Origin of the sequence: Mycobacterium sp., assembly GCF_025965855.1 — a bacterium.
Classification (GTDB): domain Bacteria; phylum Actinomycetota; class Actinomycetes; order Mycobacteriales; family Mycobacteriaceae; genus Mycobacterium.
Window position 1 is genome coordinate 1 of the sequence record NZ_JAOPWB010000007.1, and the last position, 17871, is coordinate 17871.

A 17871-nucleotide genomic window follows, 5' to 3' on the forward strand; every position below is an offset into this window, starting at 1 on the left:
ACATCTTCTACCTCACCCCCTTCCTCGCTCTCCCGAATCACCACACCGACAACCCAGAAATATTCACCGACTAAACGGGATTAGGAGCATTGCGATGATCGAACCGTCGCCAGCCGAGGAAAAGGACCCGACGCAGGATCTCGAGCCGGGGACGACGCCGTACTACGCACGAATGCATAAATGGATCAAGCGGGCCGTCTTGGTGTGCCTGGTGGCGCTGGTGATCGAGGGTGCGTTCACGTTGCCGTTCATGGCGGTCTATTACGGCTACCCCACGCTTAGCCTGACCGAAATCTGCAGTGAGCTGCTGAAGATTCGGTACTCCAATGACACCTTGGAGTGCAAGTACCCCTACCCGCCATTGGGGCCGCCAGAGGGTGCCGAGGGTAAGGCCACCGCACAGGACGTGTGGGGCATCCAGCCGATACCGAAGTACCACAGGCTTGGGTTCCGCGAACTCGTCAGGATCCACAACGAAAGGCTCACTCGCCAAGCGGCCCAACAGCACGCCGCGGCGCACTAGTGACAGGACTGACCCGTTGACCTATCGGGTCGTTCAGTGAACGACGGGTAACGTCGGCAAGATTCCGGTACGGTTTTCCCATCGATGGGTTCAAGGTCAACCGACAATCACGACCATGCTGAGCTTTCTTCCGCCGCCGGACTTTCGGGGCTAGACGTTGGACGACTACATCATGCTGGGTCTCACCATCACCGCTATGCCGGCGATCACCGCGATACCCGCCGCTACTACTTCCTCGTGGGGTACTTTGCGCCAATCCACAGCCTTCGACAGGAAGACGTCCATGCCTGAGCAAACGACCCCAATAGACTCATCGCCTCTGCTTCATCACGTGGTGTTCGCCGTGGCACCCGAGCGGCATGCCGCTGTCGGGCAACTATTCACCGACCTGGGATTCGCCTTCGAGAATTTCCAGCTGACCGAACTCGGCTTGGACATTCGCCTCGACTGGAATCGCGGTATCGAGCTGATCAGCCCGATCCCAGGATCGCCCGGGCCGGTGGCCACTTCGGTGAATGAGTTCCTCGAAAGTCACGGCGACGGCGTGTACAGCGTGGTGATCCGGGTTCCGGCAGCCTCGGCGGCTGAAGTCGTTGCCGAGCGCTACGGCGCGACAACGCGTTTCCGGCAGAACTCCGAGGGCGAGGGCTCCTATCTCGACGAAATCGACTTGTCAGTTTTGGGCCTGCCACTCACGTTTCTGGCGACCAATATTCCGTGACCGCCGACGAGCCAACCGATTAGGAACAGACTGGCGCGGGCGGCAGGGTTGACGGCGGCGTTCATGCACCTGCTCGGCAGGTGAAATTGGTGGGCGCCCAAACCCCTGCCGAAACTACCCGAGCGCCTCGTATCGACGATCACGCGGACGCGAACCGGCGAAGCGTAGCGGTGTCTATTACTACGGTGTCCGCACGTTAGTGTGCTTTGGTCGGCCCCAGCGAACCCGCCGATAGAAAAGTGGAGCAAATTTATGACCGCAGCAGCAGAAACGTCAGAAATTGAAGCGCGGGTCGGCCACTACTATCGGGTGGACGACACCTACCGGGTCGGCCGCGAGAAGATCCGCGAGTACGCCCGCGCAGTGCAGGACTATCACCCCGCACATTGGGATGCGGCCGCCGCCGCGGAGCTGGGCTACTCGGGCCTGGTGGCGCCGCTGACGTTCACGTCGATCCCGGCCATGGCGGCCAACCGGCACCTGTTCGAATCGGTGGTCGTCGGTTATGACACCTACGTGCAGACCGAAGAAGTCTTCGAGCAGCACCGCCCGATCGTGACCCACGACGAGCTGCACGTCGACGTCGAGCTGTCGTCGGTGCGCAGGTTCGCCGGCAGAGACCTGATCACCGTGACCAACACCTTCACCGACACTGCCGGCGAGCGGGTACACACCTTGCACACCACCGTCGTCGGCGTCACCGCCGAGGATGTCGATCCGGCGATCACGATGGCCGTGCAGAACGTGATCATGCACGACGTGAACATCCTCGGAATCGGCGAATCCGATGCGGTCTACGAGAAGACGGTGCGCCCCGAGGGTGAGGTTCGAATCGCCGAGGGAGGCGCGAGCCGCACGCCTGGGACGCCATACTTCGATGACCTGAAGGTCGGCGACGTGCTACCGGCGCACCACGTCCGACTGTCCCGCGGCGACCTGGTGAACTATTCCGGAGTGGCGGGCGACGCCAACCCGATCCACTGGGACGAGGATATCGCCAAGCTGGCCGGGCTGCCCGATGTGATCGCGCACGGAATGCTCACCATGGGTGTGGGTGCCGGATTCGCGTCGGCATGGTCGGGCGACCCCGGTGCGGTTACCCGCTACGCGGTGCGTCTGTCCCAGCCCGCGATCGTCTCTGCCGCCGACGGCGCAGACATCGAGTTCAGCGGCCGGATCAAGTCGCTGGACCCGGCCACCCGCAGCGGTGTCGTCATTCTCGCCGCGAAATCCGGTGGCCGGAAAATCTTCGGCCTGGCGACGTTGAACGTCCGCTTCCGCTGACCCCCGCGGACCTCAGCCTGCACCTGAGCCGACATCGACGATTTAGGGCGCCGCTTCGAGTTCGACGCGGCCCCAACCGAGTCTTAACCGATGCGGCCGCTCGCCGGAGATGACGGGTTGTCTTCGGGGGCCAGCTCAAGCACTTGAATTTCGCCGGTCGTCCCGTCGACCTCGATGAGGGCACCCGGCGGCAACGACCTGGTAGCTCCCTGAACGTCCACCACACAGGGAAACCCGAATTCACGCGCCACCACCGCGGCGTGCGACATCGGGCCGCCGAGCTCGGTCACCACGGCAGCGGCGTAGCAGAACGCGGCGGTGTACCCGACGTCGGTGACCTCCGCGACAAGGATTTCGCCGGGTTGCAAGTCGTCGATGGTTTCGGGCCGAACGATGCGCACTCGGCCGCGCACCTTCCCCCCGCACACGCCGACACCGCGGGTGGTGTCACCGCTGCTCAGAGTGGGCGACGTCGTCGTGGTTGGCTGCCAACTCCCGCTGAACACCGTCGGTGGAACGACGGCGACCAGCCGGCGGTGTTCGGCGCGGCGCCGGGCCACCAATCCCCCGACATCTGCTGGGAGTGCGTCGAGCTCGTCGACGAGCAGATAGAACACATCGTCGGCGGCGTCGAAGGTTCCGGCCCCGACCAGCCTGCGCCCATACTCGCGCAACAGGTTGCGTAGCACCCAGTTGGCCCGCACCACCTTGTCGCGACGGACCTCTCGGTCGCGCAGCTGTTGCGCTGCCAGGGCAGCAATAGGCTTGGCCCGCAGCGGAATCCGTGGCCGTTGCGGCTGCGGTGCCCCGGCCGCGCTGATCGATTTCGCCACCATCCGGACCAGCAGCTCGGGATCGTCGGAGTAGCTGGTGGACAGCATCTCGAGCTCGGCCGGTCCGCGGTGCCCGATCAGCGCCAGCTCGGCCAGCAGCGCGGCGTGGAACTCCGGTGCCTCGACCGCCAACTTGCCCAGCCGGTTTCCCGGTTCGGCCAGCAGCGCCGTAACTTTCGGATCGCACTGTGCGGCGAGCACCAACCGCTGCATCGCCTCCACCGATCGCGCGCTGACCAATTCCGGCCCGGCAGCTGGGGCGGTGTCTCGCCCACACAAACCGCGCAGCAACACGTTGAACGCCGCGCACAGCAGGAATGAGCCCGCCGCCAGCACCCAGCCGTGCACGACATCGTCGCGCGCCAACGAGATCAGGCTGAGCAGCCGGCGATCGTCGAGCCGAGAGAGGTCGTCGTCGGCAAGGCGTTCCAGCCGATCGACATCAGCCACGAATTCGCGGGTGTCCAGGGGCGAGCCGGCGCTAAGGCCGATCAGGTTGATACCGAACACCCCGATGTTGCGAACGGTCCGCAATTGCTTTCGCAGGCGGCCGGTTTCGGAGCGTAGACGCTCCTCGCCGAAGATCGGCAACGACGCCATACTCGGACCAAAGAATCCACTGTTGCTGACGACCGTCGCCGGCTTCACGAAAGGCACAGTTTCGGCCATGAAATGCGCGGTCGTGATGGCGCCGTACAGCCGGTGGGCGAACACCGCGACCATGCGCATCGCGATTTCGCGCTCGATCGTCCCCCCTGGCCGCAACCGCTCGGCTACGCACACGGCGCTGGCCCGCAGCCCGCGAACCGTTGCCGACGCCGATGACGGCGAGAACGGGCCGGGTAGTGCCTCCGACAAATTGGTGGCCAAAAACGTGGGAAAGCGCGGGTCGATCGGTGTGTCGAATTCTCCGTTATCTCCTGCTGGGCCAGCCCAAGTGGGCTTCACCCCGTCGTCGGTCGGCGCGTCGACCGACGGCAGCTCCTGGATATTGGCCAGCCGCCATGGTAACGAAACCACCCGCTTGCCCAGGGTGACCCGACCCCGCACCGCGAGTGCGAAATCTTCGATACATTCGTCGGACTCCCACGCGGGGCGGAATCCCCACTGCTCGCGCATCTTCGAGGTATCCATGAGCGGAGCGCTGCGCACCAGTTGCAGCTGCGCCGGCCCAACGCCCAGCCGCACGACGCGGCGGCCGAGCGCGGCGGCGATCTGCCCGAATGTCAACTCGCCCGGTGCAGCGAGATTGACTGGGCCGCTGTCGATCCCGGTGTCAACGATCGCGTGGTTGAACAGCCGGAGTGCGTCATCGAGGTGGACGACCTGCATGCGGGCATCGTCCGACACGCCGGGGAACGCCGGTAACGCCAACAGCCGGCGCACCCAGTTGTCGACGCTTCGGCCGAGGATCAGCGCGGAGCGGATCGCGAGCCATTCCGCCCCCGAGTCCGCGAGCATGCGTTCGACCCGAGCTTTGAGCTGGCCGTCGGCACTGACCGGAGTGATGGAGTCGTGCTCGGTCTTCGGCGTGTCTCCCCCGCCGTAGACATGTGCCGACGACGCGAAAACGATCCTCCTGGCATCGGTTTCAGCCATCGCCGCCAGCACGTTGCGGGTGCCTTCGATATTGACCTGGTGGCTGATCCGGCCGTCGTGTCCGGGGCTGTTCGCCCACGCGCAGTGCGCGACGACGTCCGCGCCGGCAAGGGCGCGTTGCACGGCGTCCCCGTCCCGGATGTCTGCGGCAACGAAATCGGCGGCACTGGGCCAGCTTTCGGGCCGGTGCCGGGCGATACCCGCCACAGCGTGGCCCTGGCTGAGCAGTCGGCTGGCCAGACCACGGCCGAGCACGCCGCTGGCGCCGGTGACCGCGATTCTCACCTAATGCCTACTCGTCATCGTCGCGCAACGCCGCGTTGACCAGAGCGTCGAGGTCCATGTCCGCGATGTCCTTTTCGGAAGTCAGCGCCGGTGTCGCCGGCTGCGCGGCACCCTCGGACTCGTTCGCCAACGCGAGCAGCAGTTCCAGCACTCCCGCCTGGCGCAGGCGCTTGACCGGAATGGACCCCACAACGCGCTGGATTTCGGCCTCGCCCGGCGCGGCTGCCGGGGTGTTCTGCTCGGATGTGCCGACGAGTTCGCGGTGCATGTAACCCGCCAGCGCGACCGAATTCGGGTAGTCGAAAATCAGCGTCGGCGAAAGCGCCAGTCCACTCGCGGACTTGAGCCGGTTGCGCATCTCGACGGCGGTCAGCGAGTCGAAGCCCAACTCCTGGAACGCACGGTCCGGGTCGATGGACTCGGGGCTCGAGTTGCCCAGCACGGTGGCGATGTTGGAGCGCACCAAGTCCAGCAGCACGGCATGCTGCTCGTCCTCGGGCAGCCCCTCGAGGCGCTGCAGCAGAGCCGATTTCGATTTCGCCGCGGCCAGCGAATCGTCAACCTGACGCCGGGTCGGCGCGTTGATCAAATCGACGAACATGGGCGGCAACGTGCCATTGTCGAACTTGACGCGCAGCGCCGCGAGGTCGATATGAGCGGGCAACATGAATGGCTCGTCGACAATCAGGGCGGTGTCCATCAATTCCAGCGCCTCGTCGGAGGACATCGCGACGATCCCGTCTCGACCGAACCGGGCACGGTCGGCGGCGCCCAGCGCACCGGTCATGGCGCTGGACTGGTCCCACAGGCCCCACGCCAGTGATATCGCCGGCAACCCTTGATTCCGTCGGTGCACGGCCAACCCGTCGAGGAACGAGTTGGCCGCCGCGTAGTTGGCCTGTCCCGACGCTCCCGCCAACCCGGCCATCGACGAGAACAGGACGAAAGCCGACACATCGAGCTCACGGGTCAGCTCGTGCAGGTTCCACGCCGCATCGACCTTGGCGCGCAACACCGCATCAATGCGTTCCGGCGTCAGCGACGAGATCACCGCGTCGTCGAGCACCCCTGCCCCGTGAATCACTCCGGATAGCGGTCGCTGCACCGGGATATCGGCGAGCACCTTGGCGACGGCCTCTCGGTCTGCCGCGTCGCAAGCGACGACCTGTACCTGGGCACCGGCCGCGGACAGCTCGGCCATCAGCTCCGCGGCTCCCGGCGCATCCAGTCCGCGCCGACTCATCAGCACCAGGTTGCGCGCACCGTGCCGGGCCACGACGTGGCGTGCCAACGCCGAACCCGCCATCCCGGTCGCACCGGTGATCAGCACGGTGCCCGCCGCCCAGGCGTCGGGCATGCTCATCACGACCTTGCCGACATGGCGGGCCTGGCTCAAGTACCGCAACGCGGCCGGCGCGCGCCGTACGTCAAACCTGGTGACCGGCAACGGTTGTAGTACGTCGTCACCGAACAGGGTGGCCAACTCGTCGAGCATCTGCGCAATGCGCTCCGGTCCGGCCTCGAAGAGGTCGAAGGCGCGGTAGCGCACACCGGCGTGGTCCCGGGAGACGGTCTCGGGGTCGCGGATGTCGGTCTTGCCCATCTCCAGGAACACCCCGCCGGGGGCAACCAGTCGCAGGGAAGCATCCACGAAATCGCCGGACAGCGAGTCGAGCACCACATCCACGCCTCGCCCACCGGTGACGGTCCGGAACTTGTCCTCGAACTCCAAACTGCGCGAGTCGGAGATGTGGTCGTCGTCAAAGCCCATGGCCCGCAGCGTGTCCCATTTGCCACGGCTGGCCGTCGCGAACACTTCCAGTCCGAAGTGCCGGGCCAATTGGACCGCGGCCATGCCGACGCCACCGGCGGCGGCGTGCACGAGTACCCGCTGACCGGGCTTGACGCCCGCCAGGTCGACCAACGCGTAGCACGCGGTGGCGAACACCACCGAAGTTGTCGCGGCCGCGGTGTGTGACCATCCGGCCGGAACCTTGACCAGCAACCGCTGGTCGGTGGTGGCGATCGTCCCGGTCCCGTCCGGGAACAGGCCCATGACGCGGTCGCCGATCGCGAAACGGCCATTGTCCGAGGCGGTTTCGGGCCTAGTTTCCAAGACGACGCCGGAGGCCTCGATACCCATGACGGCGTCTGGGTCAGGATAGAGACCCAACGCGATCATCACATCGCGGAAGTTGGCGGCGATGGCCGACAGGGCGACCCGCACCTGGCCGGGGCCCAGCGGCGCATCGGCATCGGGGATCGGCTCCAATCGCAGATTCTCGATCGTGCCGTAGCTGCTCATGCCCAGCCGCCACGGGCCATCGTCGGGTGGCACCAAAAGACCGCCGACGGCACGGCTGCCGCGCACCCGCGCGGTGTAGACCGTCCCATTCCGCCGCAACACCTGCGGCTCGGCCGCCGCCAAAACCGCCGCCATTACGTCAGGATCCAGCGGCGAATCGGTGTCGACGAGCACGATCCGGCCGGGATGCTCCGTCTGCGCCGACCGCACCAGCCCCCACACCGCCGCACCCGCCAAATCGGTGACGTCCTCCCCCGGCAACGCCATCGCGCCACGGGTCGACACCACCAACGTTCCTGCCCCTTCACGGGCCAACCACGACTGCAGCACCGGCAGCACCGCGCGCGTGGCCGCGTACACCTCCGTCAGGATGTCCCCGGCCACCGGTGCCGATTCGAACAGCACGGCCGAACCTTCGGAATTGTCTGATTCCTCCAACTCCCCGGCGCCCCAGGCGCACACCGACACCGGCTGCACCGCGGGGGACGACAGAGCGGACCAGACAACCTCGAAGAGCCGGTCCGGCCCCGAATTGGACACCGCGGCCAGCAGCTGCTGATCGGTCACCGGCCGGGCCACCATCGACGCCACCGAGAGCACCGGCAGCCCCAACCCGTCGGCCAACTCGATCGATACGGCCGAATCGCCCACGGGCACGATCCGCGCACGCACCGCCGCCGCGCCCGCGGCGTGCAAGGACACCTGCTGCCAGGAGAACGGCACCAGCATCGAACCTTCGGCGAGCTCGCCGCTATCCGACGCCAAGATCACCGCGTGCAATGCCGCGTCGAGCATCGCGGGGTGGATCCCGAACCCGGCCACCGAAACTCCGGCGTCCTCGGGCAGCGCGACTTCGGCAAACACCTCATCGCCGCGGCGCCACATCGACGTCAAGCCGCGGAATGCGGGCCCATACGCGTATCCCCGCTCGGCCAGCTGCTCGTATCCGTCGCCGATATCCACCGGGACCGCACCCACCGGCGGCCACGCCGACAGGTCCGCGGTCGGCTGGACCGACCCCGGGCGAAGTACGCCTTCGGCGTGCAGCGACCAGCCGGACCCCGCCTCGGCGCGCGAGAAAACCGACACCGCGCGGGCGCCCGAATCGTCCGCACCACCAACAACTACCTGGACCGCGACCGACCCACCGGCCGGCAACACCAGCGGCGCCGCCAAATTCAGCTCGTCGACAACCCCGCAGCCCACCTCGTCGCCGGCCCGGATCGCCAACTCGACAAATCCCGCACCCGGGAACAGCACGACACCGCCGACGGCGTGATCGGCCAGCCAGCCTTGCGCGCTCGGCGACAACCGGCCGGTCAGCACCACGCCGCCCGAGGCCGGCAGCTCCACCACCGCGCCCAGCAAGGCGTGCTCGCCGGCGGCCAGCCCCAGCCCGGCGGCATCGGCCCGGGGACCGTCGCCCGCGAGCCAAAAGCGGCGCCGTTCAAAGGCATACGTGGGCAATTCGACGAAATTGGCTTTGGAATCAGCTCCGCCGAGCGCAGCGCGCCAGTCCACGTCCATCCCGGCGACGAACCCTTGCGCGACGGCGTTTGTCAGGGCCACCGGCTCCGCGCGGTCCTTGCGCAGCGCCGACATGGTGGTCACGGCGGCATCCGGTAGCGACTCTTCGATCGACGCCGCCAGGCCCCCGCTCGGCCCGACTTCGAGGAAGCGGTTGCCGCCGGCCGAGTGCGCGAAGCGGACGCTGTCGGCGAATCGCACCGCTTCGCGTACGTGCCGCTTCCAGTACGCCGCCGACGCAAAGTCGTCGCCCGCCAGCTGCCCGGTCACGTTCGAGACGATCGGGATGGTGGGCTTGCCGACGGCTAGTCCGCTGGCGACGGTGCCGAATTCGTCGATCATCGGATCCATCAACGGGGAGTGGAACGCGTGGGAAACCGCGAGTTGGTGGACGCGGCGGCCGTCGGCGCGGAGCTGATCGGCCACCGCGGCCACTGCCTGCTTTGCGCCCGAAATCACCACCGAGGCCGGCCCGTTGATCGCCGCGATGCCGGCGCTGGGCACCAGCAGCGGCCGCACCTCCTCTTCGGTGGCCTGCAGGGCGATCATCGCCCCGCCCGCCGGCAGCGCCTGCATGAACCGGCCCCGGGCGGCCACCAGTACCGCCGCGTTCTCCAGCGACAGGAAGCCGGCGACGTGTGCGGCGGAGACCTCACCGATCGAGTGACCCATCACGAAATCGGGCCGCACGCCCCAGGATTCGATCAGCCGGAACAAGGCAACTTCTACCGCGAACAAGGCCGGCTGCGCGAATTCGGTGGTGTTGAGGAGGTTTTCGTCGTGGCCCCACATGACTTCGCGCAGTGGCCGCAGCAGGTGCCGGTCCAGTTCGGCCACCACGCTGTTGAACGCCTCGGCGAACACCGGGTATGCGGCGTGCAATCCCATTCCCATGCCGAGTGTTTGCGAGCCTTGGCCGGGGAAGACGAAGACGGTCTTGCCACCGGGGCGCGCAGTGCCCTGAACTGGCCCGGGCATGATCGAGCCGGCCGAGTCGACCCCCGCCAGCTCATCCAGCCCGGTTAACAAGCTTTCGCGGTCAGCCCCGACGACGACGGCCCGATGCTCGAAGGTTGAGCGGCCCGCCAACGACCACCCCACATCGGCATCCGCGAGCTCACCGTGGGCCCGAACATGCGCGACCAACCGCCCGGCCTGAGATCTCAACGCCGATGCCGATTTCGCCGACACCACCCACGGCACCACCGGCACCGTGGGGCTCTCCACGACGCGGTGCGACTCGGCGGGCACCGCCTCGAGGATCACGTGTGCGTTGGTGCCGCTGATCCCGAACGAGGACACCCCGGCCCGGAGCGTCTTGCCCTGCGCCGGCCAGGGCCGCGGCTCGGTCAGCAACGACACCGATCCCGTCGACCAATCCACATGCGGGCTCGGCTCGTCGACATGCAATGTCGCCGGCAACATCTCGTGGCGCATCGCCAGCACCATCTTGATCACACCGGCGACGCCGGCCGCGGACTGCGTGTGACCGATGTTCGACTTGATCGACCCTAACCACAGCGGCTCACCCGATCCGCGGCCTTGCCCGTAGGTCGCCAACAGCGCCTGGGCCTCAATCGGATCGCCCAACGTGGTGCCGGTGCCGTGGCCCTCGACCGCGCCGACTTCGGCCGCGGACAACCCGGCGTTGGCCAACGCCGCGCGCACCACCCGCTGCTGCGACGGGCCATTGGGCGCGGTCAAGCCGTTGGACGCGCCGTCCTGATTGATCGCCGAACCCCGCACCACCGCCAGCACGGGGTGCCCGAGCCGCTGCGCGTCCGACAGCCGCTCCACCACGAGCATGCCGCCGCCCTCGGAGAATCCGGTGCCGTCCGCCGCGCCGGCGTAGGCCTTGCACCGCCCATCCGGGGACAACCCGCGCATGCGGCTGAACTCCACGAAGATGTCGGGCGTGGCGTTGACCGTGACGCCGCCGGCCAGGGCGAGATCGCAGTCACCGGAGCGCAGCGACTGCACCGCCATGTGCAACGCCACCAACGACGACGAACACGCCGTGTCCACCGATACCGCCGGGCCCTCCAACCCCAGCACATACGACACCCGGCCCGACGCGACGCTGGGGGTCATGCCGGTCAGCCGGAACCCCTCCGCCGAGTGGGCGGTCGATACGCCGTATCCCTGCGTCGTCACCCCGGCGAACACGCCGGTGGCGCTGCCGCGCAACGTGCCGGGTTCAATCCCCGAGCGCTCCAAGGCTTCCCAGGACAACTCGAGAAACAGCCGTTGCTGCGGATCCATGGCCAGCGCCTCGCTCGGCGCGATGCCGAAGAAGGCGGGGTCGAAGTCGGCGACGCCATCCACGAAACCCCCGGTGCGGGTATTACACGTGCCTGGAACGTCGGGGTCCGGGTTATACAGCCCGGCCAGGTTCCAACCCCGATCGCTAGGGAATTCGGAGAGCACGTCCCGGCCCTCGGTCAGCATCTCCCAAAGGTCGTCGGGGGAGTTCACCCCGCCCGGATAGCGGCAGGACATGCCGACGATCACGATCGGGTCATCGTCGGTGGCGCGAACGACCGGGGCGTGCTTGACCTCTTGCGGCACTCCGGCGAGTTCGGTGCGGATGTAGCTCGCCAGGGCGTTCGGCGTCGGGTAGTCGAAGATCAGTGTGGGCGAAAGGGACAGTCCGGTAGCGGTTTTGAGCCGGTTACGCAGTTCGACCGCGGTCAGCGAGTCAAAGCCCAACTCCTGGAACGCCTTGTCCGCATCGATCGCCTCGGCGGACGTGTTCCCCAGCACAGTGGCGATGTGCGAGCGCACCAGGTCCAGCAGCACCGCGTGTTGCTCGGCTTCGGGCAGCCCGTGCAGGCGATGCGCGAGCGCCGATTTCGATTTCGCGGCCGCCAGCGAGTCGTCGACCCGGCGCCGGGTCGGCGCGTTGACCAGGTCGCTGAACATCGGTGGCACCGCGACGGCATGGGCGCGCAGCGCGCCGAGATCGATGCGGGCGGGCGCCATGAACGGTTCGTCGACGATCAGTGCGGTGTCGAACAGTTCCATCGCCTCCGCCGAGGACAACGCCAGGATCCCGTCGCGGCCCAGCCGGGCGAGATCGGCGGCGTCCAGCCCACCCGTCATGGCGCTGGCTTGATCCCACAGCCCCCACGCCAGCGAGATCGCCGGCAACCCGTGCGCCCGCCGATGCGACGCCAATCCGTCCAGGAACGAGTTGGCCGCCGCGTAGTTGCCCTGGCCCGACGAGCCCACCAGCCCGGCCATCGAGGAGAACATCACGAAGGCCGACAGATCCAGACCGCGTGTCAATTCGTGCAGGTTCCAAGCCGCATCGATCTTGGCCCGCAACACCGCATCGACGCGCTCGGGCGTCAGTGAGGTGACCATCGCGTCGTCAAGCACGCCTGCCGCATGAACGACGCCCGAGAGCGGCCGCTGCGCCGAAATATCGTCGATTACCGTCGCCAGCGCCACACGGTCGGCCGCATCGCAGGCGACCACCCGGGCCCGGGCCCCCGCCGCCTCCAACTCGGCCACCAATTCGGCGGAGCCCGGCGCATCCGGACCGCGGCGGCTCAGCAGCGCCAAGTCCCGAACGCCGTGATGCGCCACCAAGTGACGGGCCACGGTCGAACCGGCCATGCCGGTCCCGCCGGTGATCAGCACGGTGCCGGCAGCCAGCCCGGACGGCAATTTCATGACGACCTTGCCGATGTGGCGGGCCTGACTCAGGTACCGTAACGCGGTGTGCGCGCGTCGCACGTCAAACGTCGTCACCGGCAACGGCTTTAACACCCCGGCATCGAACAGCTCCGCCAGCTCCAGCATCCACTGATGCATCCGGGGACGGCCGGGCTCGAAGAGGTCGAAGGCGCGATAGCGCACGCCGGGATATTCCTGGGCGACCGCGCCGGGGTCGCGGATGTCGGTCTTGCCCATCTCCAGGAAGACGCCGCCGGGTGCGACCAGCCGCAGCGAGGCATCGACGAATTCGCCGGCCAGCGAGTCCAGCACCACGTCCATGCCGCGGCCACCGGTGACCGCCCGGAACTTGTCCTCGAATTCCAGGCTGCGTGAGTCCGCGATGTGGTCGTCGTCAAAGCCCATGGCCCGCAGGGTGTCCCACTTGCCGCGGCTCGCGGTCCCGAAAACCTCCAGGCCCAAATGCCGGGCCATCTGAACGGCCGCCATTCCGACGCCACCGGCGGCGGCGTGCACCAACACCCGCTGTCCCGGTTTGACGTCGGCCAGGTGGATGAACGCCATGTACGCGGTGGTGAAAACGGCCGAGATCGCGGCGGCTTCGGCGTAGGACCAATCGGCGGGCTTGTGCACCAGCAGGCGGACGTCGCCGGCGACCTGCGTGCCGCTGCCGTCGGGGAAGAATCCGTACACCGAATCGCCGACCGCGAACTCGGTGACCCCCGGCCCGACTTCGACCACCACACCGGCGCCTTCACCGCCGAGCAGCGCGTCGTGGGTGAACATGCCCAGGGTGATCATGACGTCGCGGAAGTTCGTGGCGATGGCGCGAAGAGCCACCCGAACCTGGCCCGGCTCGAGTGGCGCATCAGCGTTGGGCACCGGCTCCAGGCGCAGGTTTTCGAACGTGCCCGCGCTGCTGATACCCAGCCGCCACGGTCCGTCGCCCGGAGGCTCCAAGAGACCATCGACGGCGCGGCTGCCCTGCACTCGCGCGTGGTAAGCCTTGCCGCCGCGCAGCAACAGCTGAGGCTCGCCGAGCGCTAGAACGGTGGCGAGCGACCGATCATCCAGGGGCGCATCGGTATCCACGAGCACGATCCGGCCGGGGTGCTCGGTCTGCGCCGACCGTGCCAGGCCCCACACCGCAGCGCCCGCCAGATCGGTGACGTCCTCGCCCGCCAAGCCGACCGCGCCCCGGGTGGCCACCACCAGCACGCCGGAGTCATGCTCGGTCAACCACGACTGCACGGTGGCCAGCGCCTGGTGCGTGCGTTCGTAGGTCTGCGTCAGCGGATCTTGCTCAGCGGCAACGGATTCGAAGAGCTGATGGGACGGAGTGGGGTTGTCGCCGGCCGCTGCGGTTGTCGTTGCGGGCGACCAGTTCACCTCAAACAGCCGGTCCGGGCCCGCCCCGGACACCGCCTTACGCAGCTGCTGCTCGCTCACCGGACGGGCCGCCATCGCCCGCACCGACAGCACCGGCAACCCCAGCCCGTCGGCGAGCTCGATGCAGACCGCCCTAGAGGCCGCCGACGTTCCCGCCGGCGCGATGCGCGCGCGCACCGCCGACGCGCCCGCGGCATGCAGCGACACGCCCTCCCACGCGAACGGCAACACCACTTCGTCGGTCTGGCCGGCGATTTGGTGGCCCATCACCAACGCGTGCATCGCTGCGTCAAGCAAAGCGGGGTGCACACCGAACCCCTTGACGCCCCCTGCGGCGTCGGGTAGCCGCACCTCGGCGAACACCTCGTCGCCGCGGACCCACGTCGCGGTCAGTCCCCTGAACGCCGGGCCGTAGCCGTACCCACGCGCCGCCAGCTGTTCGTAGCCGCCGGCCGGGTCGACCGCGACCGCGCCCGCCGGCGGCCACACCGACAGATCCGCGCTCGCCTCGACCGAGCCGGTGCTGAGCGTGCCCTCGGCGTGGCACACCCAGCCGGAGCCGGCATCGTGGCGCGAAAAAATCGACACGCTGCGCCGGCCGGTCTCTTCCTCGGCTCCCACCACCACTTGCACGGCTACCGAGCCGGACCCGGAATCGTTACCGGGCAACATCAATGGCGCCTGCAGCGTCAGTTCGTCGACCGTCGAGCAACCGACTTCGTCACCGGCACGGATCGCCAACTCCACAAACCCGGCGCCAGGGAACACGGCCACACCGGATACGGCGTGATCGGCCAGCCAACCCTGCGAACTGGGCGACAACCGGCCCGTCAGCAACACCCCGCCGGACGCCGGCAGTTCCACGACCGCGCTCAGCAGCGGGTGCTCGCTGGTTGCCAGCCCCAGGCCGGTGGCGTCGGCCGCAACACCTTCCCCGGACAGCCAAAACCGGCGGCGGTCAAAGGCATACGTCGGCAGCTCCACGAAGCCGGCCCCATCCAGCACTCCGCGCCAAGCCACAGTCACTCCCGCGACAAACGCGGTGGCGGCCGAAGTCAGGAACCTCGCGAGCCCGCCGTCGTCGCGACCCAGGGTGGGGACAACGATGGCCTCTGTGGTTGCCGGAGTGTCGCCGGCGGCGCAATCGTTGGCAGTGTCTTCGATCCCGGCGATCAACGCGGGGTGCGGGCTGGATTCGATGAAGGTTCGGAATCCGTGCTCGCACGCACTGCGCACCGCCTGGTCGAACTGCACGGTCTGCCGGATGTTGCGGTACCAGTAGTCCGCGTCCAATCCCGCCGTGTCCAAACGGTTTCCGGTCACCGTTGAAAAGAAGGCGGTGCGCGAGGATCGCGGCTCGATATCGGTCAGGACTTCGGCGAGCTCCCCTCGGATCGCCTCGACCTCGACCGAATGCGAGGCATAGTCCACGTCGATCCGCCGGGTACGCAGCTCCAGGTCGGCGCAGAAGCCGACGAGTTCGTCCAGCGCGGCCACATCGCCGGACACCACGACGGCGGACCGGCCGTTGACGGCGGCAATGCTGACTCGATTTCCATAGGGCGCCAACAACTCCCGGGCCCGCTCGGTGCTGCACGCAATAGACAGCATGCCACCGGGCCCGGCCAGCGACCTCAGCAGCTTGCTACGCAATGTGACCACCCGCGCGGCGTCTCGCAACGACAGCGCGCCGGCGACATAGGCCGCCGCGATTTCGCCCTGCGAGTGCCCGATCACCGCATCGGGACTGACCCCGATCGACTTCCATAGTTCGGCCAGCGACACCATCACCGCAAACAGCACCGGCTGCACGACGTCCACCCGGTCCATGCCCGGAGCTCCGGGGGCACCACGCAGGACGCCGGTCAGCGACCAGTCGACGAACTCGGAGAAGGCCTCCTCGCACGCCTCGATCTGCCGCGCGAATACGGGTGCGGTGTCCAGCAATTCGATACCCATGCCCAGCCATTGGGAGCCTTGGCCGGGGAAGACGAAGACGGTCTTGCCCGCCGGTGCGGCGGCTCCCCGAACGACCCATACGGGTGCCTCGACGTCAGTGGTGGCGAGCTCGTCCAGGCCCGCCAGCAACCGGTCGGGATCACCGCCGACAATGACGGCCCGATGCTCGAAGGCTGACCGGCCCGCCAGCGACCACGCCACATCGGCGGCGTCGAGATCACCATGGGCACGCACATGCGCCGCCAGCCGGGCGGCCTGAGACCGCAACGCCGAGGCCGACTTTGCCGAGACCACCCACGGCAGCGCCGCGGGCTTGGGGCCGGGCTCCCGTTGCGGGGCCTCGGGCCCCGAAACCGGCACGGCCTCGACGATCACATGCGCGTTGGTGCCGCTGATCCCGAACGACGACACCCCGGCACGACGCGCCCGGCCATCACCCGGGTCAGCCTTCCAAGGCCGGGCTTCCGTCAGCAGTGACACCAAGCCCGCCGACCAATCCACGTGCGGGCTGGGCGCGTCGACATGCAGCGTCGCCGGCAAGGTCTCGTGGCGCATCGCCTGCACCATCTTGATCACCCCGGCGACGCCGGCGCCGGCCTGCGTGTGGCCCATGTTCGACTTGATCGATCCCAACCACAGGGGCTCGTCGCGATCCTGCCCATACGTAGCCAACAACGCCTGGGCCTCGATCGGATCGCCCAGCGTGGTCCCGGTGCCGTGGCCCTCGACCACATCCACGTCGGCGGGCGAGAGCCCGGCATTGGCCAGCGCGGCGCGCACCACCCGCTGCTGCGACGGACCGTTGGGTGCGGTCAGCCCGTTCGACGCGCCATCCTGATTGACCGCCGAACCGCGCACCACCGCGAACACCGGATGCCCGAGCCGTCGCGCATCCGACAACCGCTCGACGACCAGCATGGCCCCGCCTTCGGACCAGCCGACCCCGTCGGCCGCGCCCGCGTACGCCTTGCAGCGGCCGTCCGGCGACAGCCCGCGGTGCCGGCTGAACTCCACGAAGACCGTGGGGGTCGCGTTGACGGTCGCGCCGCCGGCCAGGGCCAGGTCGCACTCGCCCGTACGCAGGGACTGCACGGCCATGTGCAAGGCCACCAACGACGACGAGCACGCCGTATCCACCGACACCGCCGGGCCCTCGAGGCCGAGCACGTACGACACCCGCCCGGAGGCGACGCTGGAGGTCATGCCGGTGAGCCGGTAGCCCTCGATCTCCTCGGCCAACATGCCGTAGCCCTGAACGATGAGTCCGGCGAAGACGCCGGTGGCGCTGCCGCGCAGTCCGGTGGGATCTATCCCGGCCCGCTCCAATGCCTCCCACGACAGCTCCAGCAGCATCCGGTGCTGCGGGTCCATCGCCAGCGCCTCGCTGGGCGCGATCCCGAAAAACGCCGGGTCGAAGTCCGCGACACGGTCCACGAAACCCCCGGTGCGGGCGTAGGTCTTGTGGCGCGCGTCGGGATCGGGGTCGAACAGCCCCGCCACGTCCCAGCCTCGATCGGTGGGGAATTCCGTGATCACGTCGCGGCCGTGGGCCACCATCTGCCACAGGTCTTCCGGAGTTTCGACCCCGCCGGGGAAGCGGCACGACATGCCGACGATGGCGATCGGCTCGCTCGACCGCTCCAGCAGCGCACGGTTGGTGCGCTTCAGGCGTTCCACCTGGACCAGCGCTTTGCGCAGCGCTTCGGTCGCATGCTGGAGTTGGTCCACCATCACTAACCTCGCCTAACCTTCACCTGGCATGTGG

At 68.0% G+C, this 17871-nt stretch carries 5 protein-coding genes and 1 pseudogene; 4 read left to right on the forward strand and 2 right to left on the reverse strand.

The window, feature by feature from the left end:
* Window positions 1-94 precede the first annotated feature (94 nt).
* The 4 genes and pseudogenes from JWP83_RS00495 (at window position 95) to JWP83_RS00510 (ending at window position 2528) form a co-directional block, all read left to right on the forward strand.
* Window positions 95-523, forward strand: coding sequence for a hypothetical protein (locus JWP83_RS00495; protein WP_297724534.1), 429 nt, complete (start codon window positions 95-97; stop codon window positions 521-523).
* Between the two features lie 88 nt (window positions 524-611).
* Window positions 612-743, forward strand: a pseudogene (locus JWP83_RS00500) (dihydrodipicolinate reductase); the annotation flags it as partial.
* Between the two features lie 63 nt (window positions 744-806).
* Window positions 807-1244, forward strand: coding sequence for a hypothetical protein (locus tag JWP83_RS00505; RefSeq protein WP_297724633.1), 438 nt, complete (start codon window positions 807-809; stop codon window positions 1242-1244).
* 252 nt (window positions 1245-1496) lie between these two features.
* Window positions 1497-2528 (forward strand): fused (3R)-hydroxyacyl-ACP dehydratase subunits HadA/HadB, encoded by a 1032-nt coding sequence (locus JWP83_RS00510; RefSeq protein WP_297724537.1) that lies wholly within the window; start codon window positions 1497-1499, stop codon window positions 2526-2528.
* 83 nt (window positions 2529-2611) lie between these two features.
* Here the strand turns inward: JWP83_RS00510 and JWP83_RS00515 are convergent, their stop codons facing one another.
* Together JWP83_RS00515 and JWP83_RS00520 are read right to left on the reverse strand one after the other, a co-directional pair.
* Window positions 2612-5245: a sugar epimerase family protein gene (locus JWP83_RS00515; RefSeq protein WP_297724540.1), complete on the reverse strand. Its 2634-nt coding sequence runs from the start codon at window positions 5243-5245 to the stop codon at window positions 2612-2614.
* A gap of 7 nt (window positions 5246-5252) precedes the next feature.
* Window positions 5253-17837 (reverse strand): type I polyketide synthase, encoded by a 12585-nt coding sequence (locus JWP83_RS00520; protein ID WP_297724542.1) that lies wholly within the window; start codon window positions 17835-17837, stop codon window positions 5253-5255.
* Between the last annotated feature and the right edge of the window lie 34 nt (window positions 17838-17871).

Excerpts from the sequence above, each read along its gene's own strand:
- JWP83_RS00510 (WP_297724537.1), top strand. The coding sequence starts at position 1,497 with ATGACCGCAGCAGCAGAAACGTCAGAAATTGAAGCGCGGGTCGGCCAC.
- JWP83_RS00495 (WP_297724534.1), top strand. The coding sequence starts at position 95 with ATGATCGAACCGTCGCCAGCCGAGGAAAAGGACCCGACGCAGGATCTC.
- JWP83_RS00520 (WP_297724542.1), bottom strand. The coding sequence starts at position 17,837 with ATGGTGGACCAACTCCAGCATGCGACCGAAGCGCTGCGCAAAGCGCTG.
- JWP83_RS00505 (WP_297724633.1), top strand. The coding sequence starts at position 807 with ATGCCTGAGCAAACGACCCCAATAGACTCATCGCCTCTGCTTCATCAC.